Source organism: Streptomyces sp. NPDC001070, from assembly GCF_053598835.1.
The window spans coordinates 94,424-108,785 of the sequence record NZ_JBSFLB010000021.1; the positions used below are offsets into that span (position 1 = coordinate 94,424).

General features: G+C 75.0%; 16 protein-coding genes. 9 read left to right on the plus strand and 7 right to left on the minus strand.

Going from position 1 to position 14,362, the window contains the following annotated elements; genetic code table 11:
• Window positions 1–20: 20 nt before the first annotated feature.
• Together ACWDAS_RS25100 and ACWDAS_RS25105 are read right to left on the minus strand one after the other, a co-directional pair.
• Window positions 21–1,361 (minus strand): transcriptional regulator, encoded by a 1,341-nt coding sequence (locus ACWDAS_RS25100; RefSeq protein ID WP_450394888.1) that lies wholly within the window; start codon window positions 1,359–1,361, stop codon window positions 21–23.
• Between the two features lie 532 nt (window positions 1,362–1,893).
• Window positions 1,894–2,568, minus strand: a complete 675-nt coding sequence (locus ACWDAS_RS25105) for a TVP38/TMEM64 family protein (RefSeq protein ID WP_450394891.1) — start codon at window positions 2,566–2,568, stop codon at window positions 1,894–1,896.
• Between the two features lie 50 nt (window positions 2,569–2,618).
• Here ACWDAS_RS25105 and ACWDAS_RS25110 point away from each other — a divergent pair, with 50 nt between their 5' ends.
• Both ACWDAS_RS25110 and ACWDAS_RS25115 read left to right on the plus strand, forming a co-directional pair.
• Complete coding sequence (locus ACWDAS_RS25110) at window positions 2,619–3,332, plus strand: DNA alkylation repair protein (protein ID WP_450394893.1); 714 nt, start codon at window positions 2,619–2,621, stop codon at window positions 3,330–3,332.
• Window positions 3,329–3,970 carry a class I SAM-dependent methyltransferase gene (locus tag ACWDAS_RS25115; protein WP_450394895.1) on the plus strand — a complete coding sequence of 214 codons (642 nt, stop codon included), beginning with the start codon at window positions 3,329–3,331 and terminating at the stop codon, window positions 3,968–3,970. Before ACWDAS_RS25110 ends, ACWDAS_RS25115 begins: the two co-directional genes overlap by 4 nt.
• Here ACWDAS_RS25115 and ACWDAS_RS25120 read toward each other — a convergent pair.
• Window positions 3,957–4,370 (minus strand): DUF6086 family protein, encoded by a 414-nt coding sequence (locus ACWDAS_RS25120; RefSeq protein WP_450394897.1) that lies wholly within the window; start codon window positions 4,368–4,370, stop codon window positions 3,957–3,959. The two genes, ACWDAS_RS25115 and ACWDAS_RS25120, sit on opposite strands and share 14 nt — an antisense overlap.
• A gap of 273 nt (window positions 4,371–4,643) precedes the next feature.
• On the opposite strand from ACWDAS_RS25120, the gene tuf reads away from it, so the two are divergent.
• Entirely contained in the window at window positions 4,644–5,816 is a 1,173-nt protein-coding gene (gene tuf / locus ACWDAS_RS25125; RefSeq protein WP_450394900.1) for an elongation factor Tu, read from the plus strand.
• A gap of 120 nt (window positions 5,817–5,936) precedes the next feature.
• Entirely contained in the window at window positions 5,937–6,731 is a 795-nt protein-coding gene (locus ACWDAS_RS25130; protein WP_450395065.1) for a spermidine synthase, read from the plus strand.
• On the opposite strand, the gene ACWDAS_RS25135 is transcribed toward ACWDAS_RS25130, so the two are convergent.
• Window positions 6,671–8,002: an MFS transporter gene (locus ACWDAS_RS25135; RefSeq protein WP_450394903.1), complete on the minus strand. Its 1,332-nt coding sequence runs from the start codon at window positions 8,000–8,002 to the stop codon at window positions 6,671–6,673. The two genes, ACWDAS_RS25130 and ACWDAS_RS25135, sit on opposite strands and share 61 nt — an antisense overlap.
• Before the next feature lie 87 nt (window positions 8,003–8,089).
• Window positions 8,090–9,055 (minus strand): hypothetical protein, encoded by a 966-nt coding sequence (locus ACWDAS_RS25140; RefSeq protein ID WP_450394905.1) that lies wholly within the window; start codon window positions 9,053–9,055, stop codon window positions 8,090–8,092.
• Between the two features lie 72 nt (window positions 9,056–9,127).
• On the opposite strand from ACWDAS_RS25140, the gene ACWDAS_RS25145 reads away from it, so the two are divergent.
• Together ACWDAS_RS25145 and ACWDAS_RS25150 are read left to right on the plus strand one after the other, a co-directional pair.
• Window positions 9,128–9,580, plus strand: coding sequence for a DUF4442 domain-containing protein (locus ACWDAS_RS25145; RefSeq protein WP_450394907.1), 453 nt, complete (start codon window positions 9,128–9,130; stop codon window positions 9,578–9,580).
• A gap of 134 nt (window positions 9,581–9,714) precedes the next feature.
• Window positions 9,715–10,368, plus strand: a complete 654-nt coding sequence (locus ACWDAS_RS25150; protein WP_450394910.1) for a DedA family protein — start codon at window positions 9,715–9,717, stop codon at window positions 10,366–10,368.
• Between the two features lie 4 nt (window positions 10,369–10,372).
• On the opposite strand, the gene ACWDAS_RS25155 is transcribed toward ACWDAS_RS25150, so the two are convergent.
• Window positions 10,373–10,906 carry a gamma carbonic anhydrase family protein gene (locus ACWDAS_RS25155; protein ID WP_450394912.1) on the minus strand — a complete coding sequence of 178 codons (534 nt, stop codon included), beginning with the start codon at window positions 10,904–10,906 and terminating at the stop codon, window positions 10,373–10,375.
• A gap of 56 nt (window positions 10,907–10,962) precedes the next feature.
• On the opposite strand from ACWDAS_RS25155, the gene ACWDAS_RS25160 reads away from it, so the two are divergent.
• The gene (locus ACWDAS_RS25160; protein ID WP_450395068.1) at window positions 10,963–11,883 is read left to right on the plus strand and encodes a pseudouridine-5'-phosphate glycosidase; all 921 of its coding nucleotides are present in this window, start codon (window positions 10,963–10,965) and stop codon (window positions 11,881–11,883) included.
• 40 nt (window positions 11,884–11,923) lie between these two features.
• Window positions 11,924–12,700 carry an acyltransferase gene (locus ACWDAS_RS25165; RefSeq protein ID WP_450394915.1) on the plus strand — a complete coding sequence of 259 codons (777 nt, stop codon included), beginning with the start codon at window positions 11,924–11,926 and terminating at the stop codon, window positions 12,698–12,700.
• A 115-nt stretch (window positions 12,701–12,815) separates the two neighbouring features.
• On the opposite strand, the gene ACWDAS_RS25170 is transcribed toward ACWDAS_RS25165, so the two are convergent.
• Window positions 12,816–13,679 carry an EamA family transporter gene (locus ACWDAS_RS25170; protein WP_450394917.1) on the minus strand — a complete coding sequence of 288 codons (864 nt, stop codon included), beginning with the start codon at window positions 13,677–13,679 and terminating at the stop codon, window positions 12,816–12,818.
• Between the two features lie 96 nt (window positions 13,680–13,775).
• Here ACWDAS_RS25170 and ACWDAS_RS25175 point away from each other — a divergent pair, with 96 nt between their 5' ends.
• Window positions 13,776–14,348, plus strand: a complete 573-nt coding sequence (locus ACWDAS_RS25175) for a helix-turn-helix domain-containing protein (protein WP_450394919.1) — start codon at window positions 13,776–13,778, stop codon at window positions 14,346–14,348.
• Window positions 14,349–14,362 lie beyond the last annotated feature (14 nt).

Sequence of the window (14,362 nt, forward strand, 5' to 3'; positions counted from 1 at the left end):
CATCGCAGCACGGCTGCGGCTCACAGCGGCACGCGCAGCGCGTCGTCCAGCAGCTCGACGGCCCGTACGGACTCCGCGCCGTCACAGGCGGCCAGATGGCGGCGCACCTCCCGGAAGCGGTCGCGCAGCCGCTGCGACTCCATCCCCCGCCCCTCCTCGACCATGGCGGAGGCCAGCGCGGCCGCCTCGTCCGCCCGGCCCCGGCGCAGCTCCACGTGGGCCAGCACGGCCAGCCGGTGCACCCGCCCGCGCGGATGAGCCGGGAGCGCTGCGGCCCGCACGGCGTGGGCATGGGCCTGGGCCAGGGCGCCCAGGCCCAAGTGCGCCTCCGCCAACTGGACGTCCACCAGGCCGGGCTGGACGTAGCAGGTCTCCGCGGGCTCCTCCGCGGCCCGGATCCGGATCTCCGCCGTCTGCGCCAGCCGCGCGCAGCGCGCCACGCCGGCCGGGTCGCCCAACTGCCCGTACGCCTTGGCCTGCATCGCGTAGAGGTCAGCCGCCAGCGCCGGGGTGATCGCCGGGCCCGCGGTCCGCAGGGCCGCCTCGGCGAAGGCGACGGCCTGCCGGAAGTCGCGCAGCCACAGCGACTGGTAGACCAGCATTCCCACGACGCAGGCCCCGAGGCGCCGGTCACCCGAGGCCTTGGCCAGGCGCAGCGCCTGGTGGAAGTAGCGCTGCGCGAGGCCGTACGCGTCGGCGTCGTAGGCGCAGATGCCCGCGATACCCAGCAGCCCGGCGACGGCCTGGTGCAGCCGGCGCCCCACGGGGTCGGTGTACGCGCCGCGGAGCATGGGCGCCGCCTCGGCGGTGAGGAATCCGGTGATCCGCTCGCGCGTCGCCACACCGCCCGCGCTGCGGTACAGCCCCTCGAAGTGCGAGCGCGCGGCGCGCAGCATCGCCACGTCCGCCATGCCGACGTGGTCCCGGCCGCCGCGGGACACGTCCCGGTCCTCCGGCGGGTTCTCCCACTCCCACACCGGGATGACCGCCTCCGTTCCGGTGAGCGGTACGGCGTTGCGGACCGCCGGGCGGCGGCGCTCGTCGGACCGCCACAGGGCGGTGGCGGTGTCGACGAACGCGGAGAGCGGGGCGGTGGCACGGGCGCTCGCGGCGGGGGCGGGCATTCCGATGTCACCCAGGGAGAGGGGACGGCGGACCTCGCGGCACAGCACCTGGCGGATCAGGTCGGGCACGCCGCCGCGAGGGCGCTGGCCGCCGATCCAGCGGGTCACGGCGGTGCGGTCGTACCGCAGTGCCAGGCCGGACGCCCGGCCCGCGGCGTTCACGCGTGCCGCCAGGCCCGCGTGCGACAGCCCCGTCTCGCAGAGCAACGCGTCGAGGAGGATGTTGGGTTCGACCATGACCGCCCCCAAAGGTGGCCCCGTGCGGGCATGGTAGCGCCGTGCGCTTCACACGGGGTGTGAAGCGCACGCCCGAAGCCGTCGGCCGCACACGCTTCCCGGGGACGGCGGTGCGCGGTTCACTGGGCCTGCCGCGGGGCGGTCCGGCGGAACCCGAGACCGCCGTCCCGGCCGTCCGCCCGACCTGCCTTCCCCCCTCGTTCCGGGCGCCGGCCGGGCCCGCCCCGCGGTGCGGGGTGCCCGGGGGCGCGGTGTACGGGGGCGCCTGTCCGGGGTGCGCGGGTCGGGGGCGTGCCGGGGAGGGTCCTGGCGGGCTGGGTTACGGCCCGCTGGAGCGTCCGTTGCCCGGGTTGAACGGCACGTCGTCCAGCGGGCCACAGATATCGCGCAGCGCCCGTACGGACCCACCCCGTCCCCCCCCCCTCACGTCCCGTCGGCGACTGCGGCACGGTGGGGTGTTCCCCGCAGGGCCCTTGCGGGCGGCGACGGAGGCGGTCCGCCCCTGACCGGACGTTGGTGCGCCCCCGGAGGGTCACCGCCTGCGGCGGGTGCGGGCGGCGACGACGAGGGCGGCGAGGCCGGTGACGGCGATGAACCCCATCGCCACGAGGAAGACCGGTGACGTGGGCGTCGCGGCGCGGCTGCCCGCGATGACGTAGGCCGCCGTGTTGGGCACGCTGCCCACCGCCGTGGCGACCAGGAACGGCGCGAGACGCATCCGCGAGACCGCCGCGCTGTAGTTCGCCGCCGCGAACGGCACGCCGGGGAAGAGCCGCATCGCCAGCATCGTGCGGAAGCCGTGCTCGCTGAGCTGGCGGTCCGCGGCGAGCAGCACCCGCCCCCGCAGCAGCGGACGGAGCGCGTCCCGCCCGAGGAGGCGGCCCAGGACGAAGGCGAGACCGGCGCCGAGCACCGTGCCGGCGAGCGCCGCCGGGAGCCCGGCCTGGGCGCCGAAGAGCGCTCCGGCGCCCACGTTGAGCAGCGGCCGGGGCACGAAGGCGAGGGCGCAGAGCCCGTAGCCCGCGGCGAAGAGCACGACGGCCGCGGCGCCCGTGAGCTGCGCGGGCCAGCCGTGCGCGAGCAGCCGCTGCGGTTCCCAGACCATCACCGTGGCCGCGGCCGCCGTCAGCAGGGCTACCAGCAGCGCCAGCCGGGCCCACGACGCCAGGCGCGAGCGCGGGTGGGACAGGGCGGTGGCGTCGGACATCCCGCGAGCCTAGCGGAGGAGGGTGTCGCTCCGGCGCGGGCGCGTACCGTATGGCCATGGCCCCTGCCGCCCCGTCCGTGCCCGACAGCGCCCTCGCGGACCTCGTGCTGCCGCGTCTGACCTCGGCGTACGGTGGCGCCGCGGACCCGGTGCGGGCCGCTTCCGCGGCGGCGTACATGCGGGACGCGTTCCCGTTCCTCGGTATCGCGACGCCGGCCCGGCGTACCCTCTCCCGGGCCGTGCTGGCCGGCACGCCGCGCCCGGACGAGGCCGACTGCGCGGCGGTCGCGCTGCGCTGCTGGGCTTTCCCGGAACGCGAGTACCGCTACTTCGCCGTCGACTACCTGCGCCGTCACGTGGGGTGGTGCTCCTCCGGCTTCCTCGGCACGGCCCGCCACTTGATCACCGCGGATCCGTGGTGGGACACCGTCGACCTGCTCGCCGCGCACGTCGTCGGACGGCTCGTGGCCGCCGACCCCGCGCTGGTGGACGTGATGGACGCATGGATCGACGGCGAGGACCTGTGGCTCACCCGCACGGCGCTGCTGCACCAGCTGACGTACGGGACGGACACCGACGCCGGGCGGCTCTTCCGCTACTGCCTGCGGCAGGCCGGCCATCGTGACTTCTTCATCCGCAAGGCGATCGGCTGGGCGCTGCGCGAGTACGCCCGCACCGACCCGGACGCCGTGCGGACGTTCCTCGCGCAGGCGGGGGAGCGGCTGTCGCCGCTGTCGGTGAGAGAGGCGGGAAAGCACCTGTGACGGGGGATCGCGGCCGTGTGCGCCGCAGTTACGACACCGTGGCCGAGGAGTACCGGGACCGCATCGGCGGCGAGCTGGCCCACAAGCCGCTGGACCGGGCCCTGCTGGCGGCCCTCGCCGAGCAGACCGCGGACGGCGCGCCCGTGGCGGACCTGGGCTGCGGCCCCGGCCACGTCACGGCGTGGCTGGCGGCGCGCGGGGTGCCGTCCGTGGGGATCGACCTGTCGCCGGGGATGGTCGCGCTCGCCCGCCGCGAGCACCCCGCGGCCGAGTTCCGCGAGGGCGACCTGCTCCGTCTCCCGGCGGCGGACGGCGAGTTCGGCGCGGTCGTCGCGCTGTACTCGGTGGTCCATCTGACGCCGGGTGAACTGCGGGCGGCGTTCGCCGAGATGCGGCGCGTGCTGCGGCCGTCCGGGCGGGTGCTCGTGGCCTTCCACGTCGGGACGGAGGTCCGGCGTGTGACGGAGTGGTGGGGGCACGAGGTCGACGTCGACTTCCACTTCCACGACGCCGGGACCGTCGCGGGGGCGATGACCGACGCCGGGTTCGACGTGGAGGCGCGGCTGGAGCGCGCCCCCTACCCGCGGGAGAACCAGACCCAGCGCTGCTACGTCCTCGCCCGCGTCAGCGGGGCATGACGCGGTCCGGCGCGCGTCCCCTCTCGCGCAGCGGGACGTCCCAGGCGTCCTCGTCCGGCCAGGGCGTCCGGACGTCCCTGAGTCCGCCCTGCGGCTCCGGCGCCGACCGGTCGACGCACACGCCGGCGCGCTCGGCGAGCACCGGTACCGCCGCCGTGAACCCCTCGCCCAGCGTCCGCACGACGGCGCGCCGGGTGGCGCGGTGCCGGGCGAGCAGGGCGTCGGCGCACTCCCCGAAGGCCGCCGGATCGATCTGCGTCTCGTCGCTCTCCATGGGCCGGATGCCGGAGGGAGCGCCCGACTCGCCCCCGGTCGGCGGCACTTGGCGCGTGAGCATCACGCACCCGCCGTTGGACGGGTTCCAGAGGGCCTCGTCACCCACGTCGTCGTACCGGCTCACGGCTCCGCAGGCAGGCCCGCGGAAAATCGATGGACCACCGGACCCGGCGTCCCCGATCATCGACGGCATGTTCCGGTACGCCTTCAGCGCAGATACGTCCGCCGTCGCGGACGCGCTGCAGGCTGCCCCGGCCCGGGCTTTCTCGGCCAACGCGTTCGGCGGCGCCCGAATCTGACCCTTCCCGGACAGTCCGGCGGACCCCGCAGGGGGAGGGTCGGCGCGATCCAGGGGTCCCGCACGCGTATCGATGAATCGACTTACCGAGGAAGCAACATGCCCAAGCAGGCATACCAGCGCACCAAGCCGCACCTCAACATCGGGACCATGGGCCACGTCGACCACGGCAAGACCACGCTGACCGCCGCCATCACGAAGGTGCTCAGCGCCCGCGGCTCCGCCGCGTTCGTGCCGTTCGACCGGATCGACAAGGCCCCGGAGGAGGCCGCGCGGGGGATCACGATCACCATCGCGCACGTCGAGTACGAGACGGACACCCGGCACTACGCGCACGTCGACATGCCCGGCCACGCCGACTACGTGAAGAACATGATCACGGGCGCGGCCCAGCTCGACGGGGCGATCCTCGTCGTCTCGGCCCTCGACGGCGTCATGCCGCAGACCGCCGAGCACGTGCTGCTCGCCCGCCAGGTGGGCGTCGAGCACATCGTCGTGGCGCTCAACAAGGCCGACGCCGGCGACCCCGAGCTCACCGACCTGGTCGAACTGGAGGTGCGCGAGCTGCTGTCCGCCCAGGGCTACCCGGGCGACACGCTGCCCGTCGTACGGGTGTCGGGCCTCAAGGCGCTGGAGGGCGACCCGCGGTGGACGGCGGCGATCGAGGCGCTGCTCGACGCGGTCGACACGTATGTGCCGATGCCGCACCGCTACACCGGCGCCCCCTTCCTGCTGCCGGTGGAGAACGTGCTGACCATCACCGGACGCGGCACGGTCGTCACCGGTGCCGTGGAGCGGGGCACGATCCGGGTCGGCGACCGCGTCGAGGTGCTGGGCGCGGACACGGCGAGCGTCGTGACGGGCCTGGAGACCTTCGGCAAGCCGATGGAGGAGGCCCAGGCCGGGGACAACGTGGCGCTCCTGCTGCGCGGTGTGGCCCGCGACGTGGTCCGGCGGGGCCACGTCGTCGCGGCGCCGGGGAGCGTCACGCCGAGCCGCCGGTTCCGGGCGCGGGTCTACCTGCTGCCGGCCGCCGAGGGCGGACGCCGTACCGGGATCGCCAGCGGCTACCGCCCGCAGTTCTACGTCCGCACCGCCGACGTCGTCGGCGACGTGGACCTGGGCGGGGCGGGGGCGGCCCTGCCGGGGGCGACCGTCGACATGACGGTCGAGCTGGGCCGGGCGGTGCCGCTGGAGCCGGGGCTCGGCTTCGCGATCCGCGAGGGCGGCCGCACGGTCGGCGCGGGCACCGTCACGGCGCTCGCCGAGTGAGAGGAGGGGTCCGGGGTTCCGCCCCCGGACCCCTCCGCGTGCTGGGACAATTGCCGCGTGGAGGACGACGACGCACGCATACCCGTGACCCAGGACGTGGACTTCGGCGCGGCCAGGCTCATGCCGGACGTGGACCGGCCCGGGGGCTGGCTGCTCACGGTCGACGGGGCCCCGCAGTCGTACGTGGACCTCGACGATCCCACCTACCTGGAGTTCGAGTACGCCCGGCGCCTGGCCTACGTGCTGGACGCGGCCGCGCCCGAGGGCGAACCCCTGGAGATCGTGCACCTGGGCGGCGGCGCGCTGACGCTGCCCCGCTACGCCGCCGCGACGCGTCCCGGCTCGCGGCAGCAGGTGGTGGAGGCGGACCGGGCGCTCGCGGCGCTGGTCGCGGCCCGGCTCCCGATGGGGCGCGACGGCGACGGCGTGGCGATCGCGACGGACGACGCGCGCGTGTGGCTGGAGGGGGCCCGGGACGCGTCGGCGGACGTCGTCGTGGCGGACGTCTTCGGCGGCTCGCGGGTGCCCGCGCACCTGACCTCGTACGAGTTCGTCACCGAGGCGGCCCGTGTGCTGCGCCCCGGCGGGCTGTACCTGGCGAACCTCGCAGACTCGGCGCCCTTCGACTTCCTGCGGCCGCAGATCGCGGGCCTGCGCGAGGTCTTCGGAGAGGTGTGCCTGATCGCCGAACCGGGGGTGCTGCGGGGCCGCCGCTTCGGCAACACCGTGCTGGCCGCGAGCCGCGCCCCGCTGCCGGTGGAGCACATCGCGCGTCGGGCCGCGTCCGACGTCTTCCCCGCCCGCGTGGTGGACGGCGACGCGCTGGCGGTGTTCCGGCGGGGGGCGCGTCCGGTCTACGACAAGGACGCGGTGCCCTCGCCGATCCCGCCCGACGGCTCCTTCGGCGTCGGCTGACCGCCCCGGGCGACCGTGCGCTCCGGCTCGGCGTCGTCCGCGCGCCGCAGCCGCCGCACCTCGGGCAGCGCGAGCACGGCACCGGTCAGCAGCACCGTCAGGCCCGCGCAGCCCCACAATGCGCCGTACAGGCCGAAGGCGTCCGCGGCCGGGCCGGCCAGGGCCGTGCCGATCGGGATCATGGAGACCGAGCCGAACCAGTCGTAGGCCGCGACGCGGGAGAGCTTGTCCTCCGGGATCTCCTGGTGCAGGGCCATCATCCAGGCCACGCCGAACACCTCGATGGAGACGCCCGCGACCAGCATGGCGGCGGCCAGCAGCGGCACCGGGAGGGCGAGCGCGAGCGCGGCGGGCGGCAGCGCGAACGGGAAGACGCCCAGCGTGCCGGCGAGCAGGATGCGGCGCGGCCGCCAGCGGAGCATCAGCAGCCCGCCCAGCAGGTTGCCGGCGCCGAACGCGGCGAGGGCCGCGCCCCACGGCCCGGCGCCGCCGAGCTCCTCCCGGGCGACGAGCGGCCCGTACACCGCCTCGGCGGCCGTGATCACGGCGTTGACGACGGAGAACTGGACGACGATGCCCCACAGCCAGCGCCTTGAGACGAACTCCCGCCAGCCGTCGCGCAGATCGCGCAGCAGACCGCCGCCGCGCGCCGCCGGGTCGCGCAGCGCCGCGGGGGACACCCTCAGCAGTGCGCGGAGCGCCGCCGCCACCGCGAAACAGCCGGCGTCCACGGCCAGGACCCAGCCCGGCCCGGCGAGTGCGACCAGCGCTCCGGCGAGCGCGGCGCCGCCGACGTTCGCGCCGTTGACCCCGAGCCGGAACACCGCGAAGGCACGCCCCGCGTGCGCGCCGTCGACGCTCGACAGCAGCATCCCCTCGTTGGCGGGCGCGAAGAAGGCCTGTCCGGTGCCGCCCAGCGCGGCCAGCACCGCCATGTGCCAGATCTCGGCCCGGCCGGTCAGCACCAGGACCGCGAACAGGCCCTGCGAGACAGCGTTCAGGCAGTTGGCCGCGACCATGACCCGGTGCCGGGGCAGCCGGTCCGCGACCGCGCCGCCGATGAGCAGGAAGACGACGAGCGGCACCGTCCGCGCGGCGGCGACCAGGCCGATGTCCGTACCGCCGCCGCCCGCCTGCAGGACCGCGAAGGCCGAGGCGACGGTGGCGCCCGAGGCGCCGAGCCCGGTCACGAAGGCGGCGGCGGCGAGCAGCCGGAAGTTGCGGCCGGCCCAGGACGGGAAGCGCAGCCGGGCTGCTGTGTCGGGGTTCACCCGGGGACTATCGTCGCTGGGCCCGCCTCTGGCAATCCGTTTTCCGGCCCGGGGACCCGGGGGCCCGGAGCCCGGCGCGCCGGGCCCTCAGCCGACCAGCCGGACGCTGTCGCGCACCTTCGCCACCGTCCCGGCGTCGGTCGCGCCCGCGTAGCCGCTGTCCACGACAAGGATCCAGGAGCGGACCTCCTTGTCCTTGCCGAGGAAGGTGAAGCTGTACGCGGTGCCGTCGGCGGCGCACTCGCCCTTCATCCCGGTGGCCCGGGTGGAGGAGATCCAGCCGCTGACGCCCTGGGCGTTGGTGAAGGTGCGGGCGGTGGCCTCGGTCAGGCTGGTGCCGCCCTCCCGGTTGTACTTGCCGTACGCCCAGTTGTAGGCCTCGTTCGCGGCCTCGGACTTCAGGCTCTTCGCGCCCTTGCCGCCCTTCACGCCCGCCAGGCCGCGCTCGTCGGTGCCGCACCACTTCTCGTCGAGCGTGGCCGCGCCCCCGGTGACGATGCGGTACTTGTCCCACTCGTAACCGATGAGCAGGCCCTGCGACTTCACCGTCCAGTCCTTGGGCACGTCGTAGGCGACGCCCATGTCGCTGCGGACGACGGTCTGCCAGCCGGGCACCACGGGCTCGACCGCGTTCTCGCCCGGATCGCCGCGGGCGTCGTCCGGGCCCGGGCCGGCGTCGCCCGCCGACGCGGAGGGTGTGGGGGTGGGGGAGTCCGAGGCGCTCTCCGAGGTGAGCGGGGAGTCACTTGCGGACGGTCCGGCCTGGGGTTCCGCCTTGTCGTCCCCGGTGAGCTTCACGGCCACGAGCACGGCCGCGGCGACCACCGCGACCGCCGCCACCACCGACACCGCGATCACCGCCCCCCGGCGTCCCCCGGGCGGCTTCGGCCCACCCGGCATCTGCGGGGCGCCCCACATCTGCGGGGGCTGCCGGTAGGCCGGGTGCTCCTGCGGTCGGTACGGGGAGGGCGGCTGCTGCTGCCACGGGGGCTGGTTCTGTGGGGGCTGCTGCGGATACTGCGGTTCCCCCGGCTGCTGCTGTCCTGGCCACATGGCTGGAGACACTAGGGGCCGGGCCGTCGTGGTTCCACGGAAGCGTTCATTACCTGTTGGTAACATCCGGCCATGTCCGAGAACCAGCCCCAGATAGGCGAGCGGATGGCGGCCACCGTGCCGATGGCCGCCACCCTCAGCATCGAGTTCCTGGAGACCACCGCCGAGCGCGCCGTGGTCCGCCTCCCCGACCAGCCCGCCTACCACAACCACGTCGGCGGCCCCCACGCCGGCGCGATGTTCACCCTCGCCGAGACCGCCAGCGGCGCCATCGTCCTGGCCGCCTTCGCCGGCCGGCTCTCGCGCGCCGTCCCGCTCGCCGTCCGCGCCGAGATCGGCTACAAGAAGCTCGCCATGGGCCCGGTCACCGCCACCGCCGAGCTCGGCCGCCCCGCCGCCGACGTCATCGCCGAACTGGACAGGGGCGAGCGCCCCGAGTTCCCGGTCACCGTCGCCATCCGGCGCGAGGACGGAGCCGTCACGGGCGAGATGACGATCGTCTGGACCCTGCGCCCCGACAACTGAGCGGCGGCCCCCGCCCGGGCGGCCTTGGCGGACGCTCCGGTGGCGACGCGCCGGCCCGCATGTCGGCTACGCTGCAACGATGCGCTCCCCGCGCACTGCCCGACACCCGACCGCCCTAGGGGGAGGAAGCGGCCTTGCACGTCCAGGAGTGGCTCGGCACGATCCCGCCGGTCAGCGTCTACCTGCTGGTGGGCTTCGTCATCGGCCTGGAGAGCCTGGGCATCCCGCTGCCGGGCGAGATCATCCTCGTCAGCTCTGCCCTGCTCGCCTCACAGGGGCATGTCAACCCGTGGCTCGTGGGCGTGTGCGCCTCGGCCGGCGCGATCGTGGGCGACTCGATCGGCTACGCCATCGGCCGCCGCGGCGGGCGGCCGATGCTGGACGGGCTCGGCCGGCGCTTCCCCAAGCACTTCTCGCCGGCGCACATCGCGACCGCCGAGGCGTCCTTCACGCGCTGGGGCATGTGGGCGGTGTTCTTCGGGCGCTTCGTCGCGCTGCTGCGCATCTTCGCCGGCCCGCTGTCGGGCGTGCTGAAGATGCCGTACTGGAAGTTCCTCATCGCCAACGTCCTCGGCGGCATCGGGTGGGCGGGCGGCACCACGGTCGTCATCTACTACGTCGGCATCGTCGCCGAGCCGTGGCTCAAGCGCTTCTCCTGGCTGGGCCTGGCGGCCGCCGTGCTGATCGGCCTCGGCTCGTTCCTCGTCGTACGCCGCCGGGCCAAGGCCGCCGCGAAGGCCCACGAGACGGCGGCCGAGGAGGAGGCCGTGGCGGCGGCCGCGGACTGAGGCGTCAATCCCGCGCGAAGGCCGCCCTGTGGGCGCCGGCGAGGTGCACGTAGTGCTCCGCGTTGATCCGCACCATCTCCCGCTCCTCTTCGGTGAGCTCACGGCGCACCTTGGCCGGTACGCCCGCCACGAGCGAGCCCGGCGGCACCCGCATGCCCTGCGGGACGAGCGCGCCCGCCGCGATCAGGGAGCCGGCGCCGATGTGGGCGCCGTTGAGGACGGTGGCGCCCATGCCGACGAGGACGTCGTCCTCGACGACGCAGCCGTGCAGCACCGCGTTGTGCCCGACCGTCACGCCCGCGCCGATCACCGCCGGGAAACCGGGGTCGGCGTGCACCGTGGAGTTGTCCTGGATGTTGCTGCCCGCGCCCACACTGATCGACTCGCAGTCGCCGCGCAGCACCGCGTGGTACCAGGCGCTCGCGCCGGCGGCCATCGTCACGTCGCCGAGCACCACCGAGGTCGGCGCCGTGAAGGCGCCGGGGTCCAGGCGGGGCGTGCGCCCGGCGACATCCGCGATCAAGGCTCTCTCCGTCATGGGGATCACCGTAGCCGCGTGATTGCGCTGATCGCGTGGCGGGTAGCGCGTACAGCGTGCTGAAGTTCTCCGATGACGTGATCATCGCGCTGGAAACGGGTACCCCGATCGTCGCCCTCGAGTCGACGATCATCTCCCACGGCCTGCCCCGCCCGCGCAACCACGAGGTGGCGCTGGAGCTCGAGGCCGCCGTGCGCGAGGCCGGCGCCGTCCCCGCGACGATCGCGGTGCTGGACGGCGTGCCCCGCGTCGGGCTCGACAAGAAGGGCCTGGAGCGCATCGCCAACGACGAGGGGATGCGCAAGCTCGGCCACCGCGACCTGCCCGTCGCGATCGCCACCGGCGCCAGCGGCGCCACCACCGTCTCCGCCACGGCCTTCCTCGCCGCCCGCGCCGGGCTGCGGGTCTTCGCCACCGGCGGACTGGGCGGGGTGCACCGCGGCTGGACCGAGGAGCAGGACGAATCCGCCGACCTGCGGCTGCTCGCCGGGACCCGGATCACGGTCGTGTGCGCCGGGGTGAAGTCGATCCTCGACGTGCCGGCCACCCTGCAGCGCCTGGAGACCCTGGGCGTCACCGTCGTGGGCTACGGGACGGAGGAGTTCCCCGGCTTCTACCTCAGCCGGTCCGGGGAGCCCGTCGACTGGACGGTCACCACGCCCGACGACGCCGCGTGCGTCATGGCCGCCCAGGACGGCCTCGACGGCCCGCCCTCGGCGATCATCCTCGCCAACCCCGTGCCGGAGCACGAGCAACTGGACCCGGCCCTCCACGACCGCGTCCTGGCCGAGGCGCTCGCCGCCGCCGAACGCGAGGGCGTCACCGGCCAGGCCGTCACCCCCTTCCTCCTCGGGCACCTCGTCGAGCACACCGGCGGCGCCAGCCTGGAGGCCAACCTCGCGGCCGTGCGCGGCAACGTACGGCTCGCCGCGCGGGTCGCCGTGGCCTGGGCCGAACGCGGCGCACATCACACCTGATCGTCCGGCCGCGTCCGCCCGCCCTCTGTACGGTGAGCGGGTGCCGAAAAACGAGAACCTGTTCTCCTCCGCGGCGGCCTGGCGCCGCCGTGCCGTCTCGCGTCTGGTGCACCGCGGCTGGCGCTGGATCCAGAACGCGGGCGCCGTGTCCGCCGACCGCCCCGGGGCGCTCCGCTTCGGCCGGATCGGGGCGGGCACCCGGCTGGCGTTCCCGCAGGGGACGATCTTCGGGGAGCGGTGGATCCACCTCGGCGAGTGCTGCATCATCGGCGAACAGGTCACCCTGACGGCCGGGATGATGCCCGGCCTCGACCTCGGCCCCGACCCCGTCGTCCGGCTCGGCAACGGCGTCGTCCTCGGCCGCGGCAGCCACGTCATCGCCTCCCGGCCGGTCGTGTTCGGCGACGACGTCTACTGCGGGCCGTACGTCTACGTCACGAGCGACAACCACTCGTACGACGACCCCCACGAGCCCATCGGCCGCCAGTGGCCGCGCTCCGCGCCCGTGGAGATCGGGTCGGGGAGCTGGCTGGGTGCGGGCGCGGTGATCCTGCCGGGGGCGCGCATCGGGCGGAACGTGGTCGTCGCGGCGGGGGCGATCGTGCGGGGCGAGGTCCCCGACCACTCGGTGGTGGCGGGCGCGCCGGCCCGGGTCGTCCGGCGCTGGACGCCCGAGCGGGGGTGGGAGCCGCCGCTGCGGACGCCTACGCCGCGGCCGGTTCCCGCGGGGGCGACGCATCAGCAGCTGGCGGCGCTTGCGGGGCTGGAGCCGGAGCTTCTCGCGGGGCTTGAGGGGAAGCTGGCGTCGGAAGCCTGACCGCGGTTCCCGTGTTCGGGCCGTTCGTGTCCGGGGACCCCCACCCCCGACGGCAACCACAACGCACCCGCACACAGGCGACACCGGGCAGCCCGGCGCAGCCACACGCACCCCGTCAGCCCGCGGCAAGCAGCACCGACCCCGCGAGGGCCAACCCCGCGCCGGCGGCCTGGACGGGGCGGAGCCGCTCCCCGAGCACGCCGCGGGCGGCCAGCGCTGTGACGACGGGGTAGAGGGAGGCCAGGACGGCGGCCACCGCGACGGGGCCGTGGTGCGCGGCCAGGGCGTAGGAACCGTTCGCCGCGACGTCCGCGAGGCCCACGAAGGACAGCGCGGGCAGGCTGCGCCAGACCGTCGGCAGGCCCCCCTCGGGAAGCACCGGCGCGCCCCGCCGCGCGGACACCGCCAGGGCCGCCCCGCCCACGGCGACGTTGCAGACGCGCTGCACGAACAACGCGAGGAAGAGCCCGGTGACCGTGTGGGAGGCCTCCGCGACGAGGGTCATGACCGCGCCGAAGCCGAAGGCCGCGACCAGGGTCATCACCACGGCCCGCCGTTGCACCGGCGCCCCGCGCAGTTCGGGTCCGCCGGCCAGGGCGATGCCCACGACGGCCACCGCGATGCCCGCGTACTGCACGGGCCCGGGGCGTTCCCCGAGCAGCAGCCCCACACTCACCGGGACGGCCACCCCCACCGTGGCCAGGGGTGAGACGACGCCCATGGGGCCGAGGGCGAGGGCGCGGTAGAAGCAGAGCATGGCGACCGGGCCGATGAGACCCGCCGCGGCGGCGAACCACAGGCGCGGTGAGGCCTCGGTCCAGCCGCCCGTCGCGACGACGACCGCGCCGAGCACGGCGGCGGCCACGCCCTGGGATACGACGACCACGGTGAGCGCGGGGAAGCGGCGGGTGAGGAGCCCGCCGCCGAAGTCGGCGAGGCCCCACAGAAGGCTGGTGGCCAGGGCGAAGACCGCGGTCATGGGGCTCCCTCGCAGTGCAGTACGGTGAACAGCGCAGTGCAACCCAGAGTAGTGCAGCAAAGTGAACTGCTGCATTCAATCTATTGGACGGTGTAGGTGCCGGACCTCGACCTGATCGCCCATTCCCTCGCGCGCAACGTCAAGCGCCTGCGCCTGGAGCGCGGCTACAGCCTCGACACGCTCGCCGCCCGGGCGGGCGTCAGCCGCGGCATGCTCATCCAGATCGAGCAGGCGCGCACCAATCCGAGCCTGGGCACCATCGTCCGCATCGGCGACGCGCTCGGCGCGAGCCTGGTGAACCTGCTGGACTACGAGGACGGACCCAAGGTGCGGCTGGTCCCCGCCGACCAGGCCGTCGAGTTGTGGAGCACCCCGGCGGGCAGCCGGGGCCTGCTGCTGGCCGGCGGTCAGGCGCCGGGCCCCCTGGAGATGTGGTCGTGGCAGATCATGCCGGGGGAGGGCCACGACTCGGACGCCCACCCGCCCGGCACGGTGGAGCTGATCCGGGTGGAGCGGGGCGAGCTCACCCTCGTCGTCGACGGGCAGGAGCACCGTGTGCCCGCCGGGACGACCGCGAGCTTCGAGGCCGCGGCGCCGCACGGCTACCGCAACCGGGGCACCGAGGTCATGGAGATGACGCTGGCCATCTCGGTCCCCGCCCCCCACTGAGGCGCCTCCGCCAA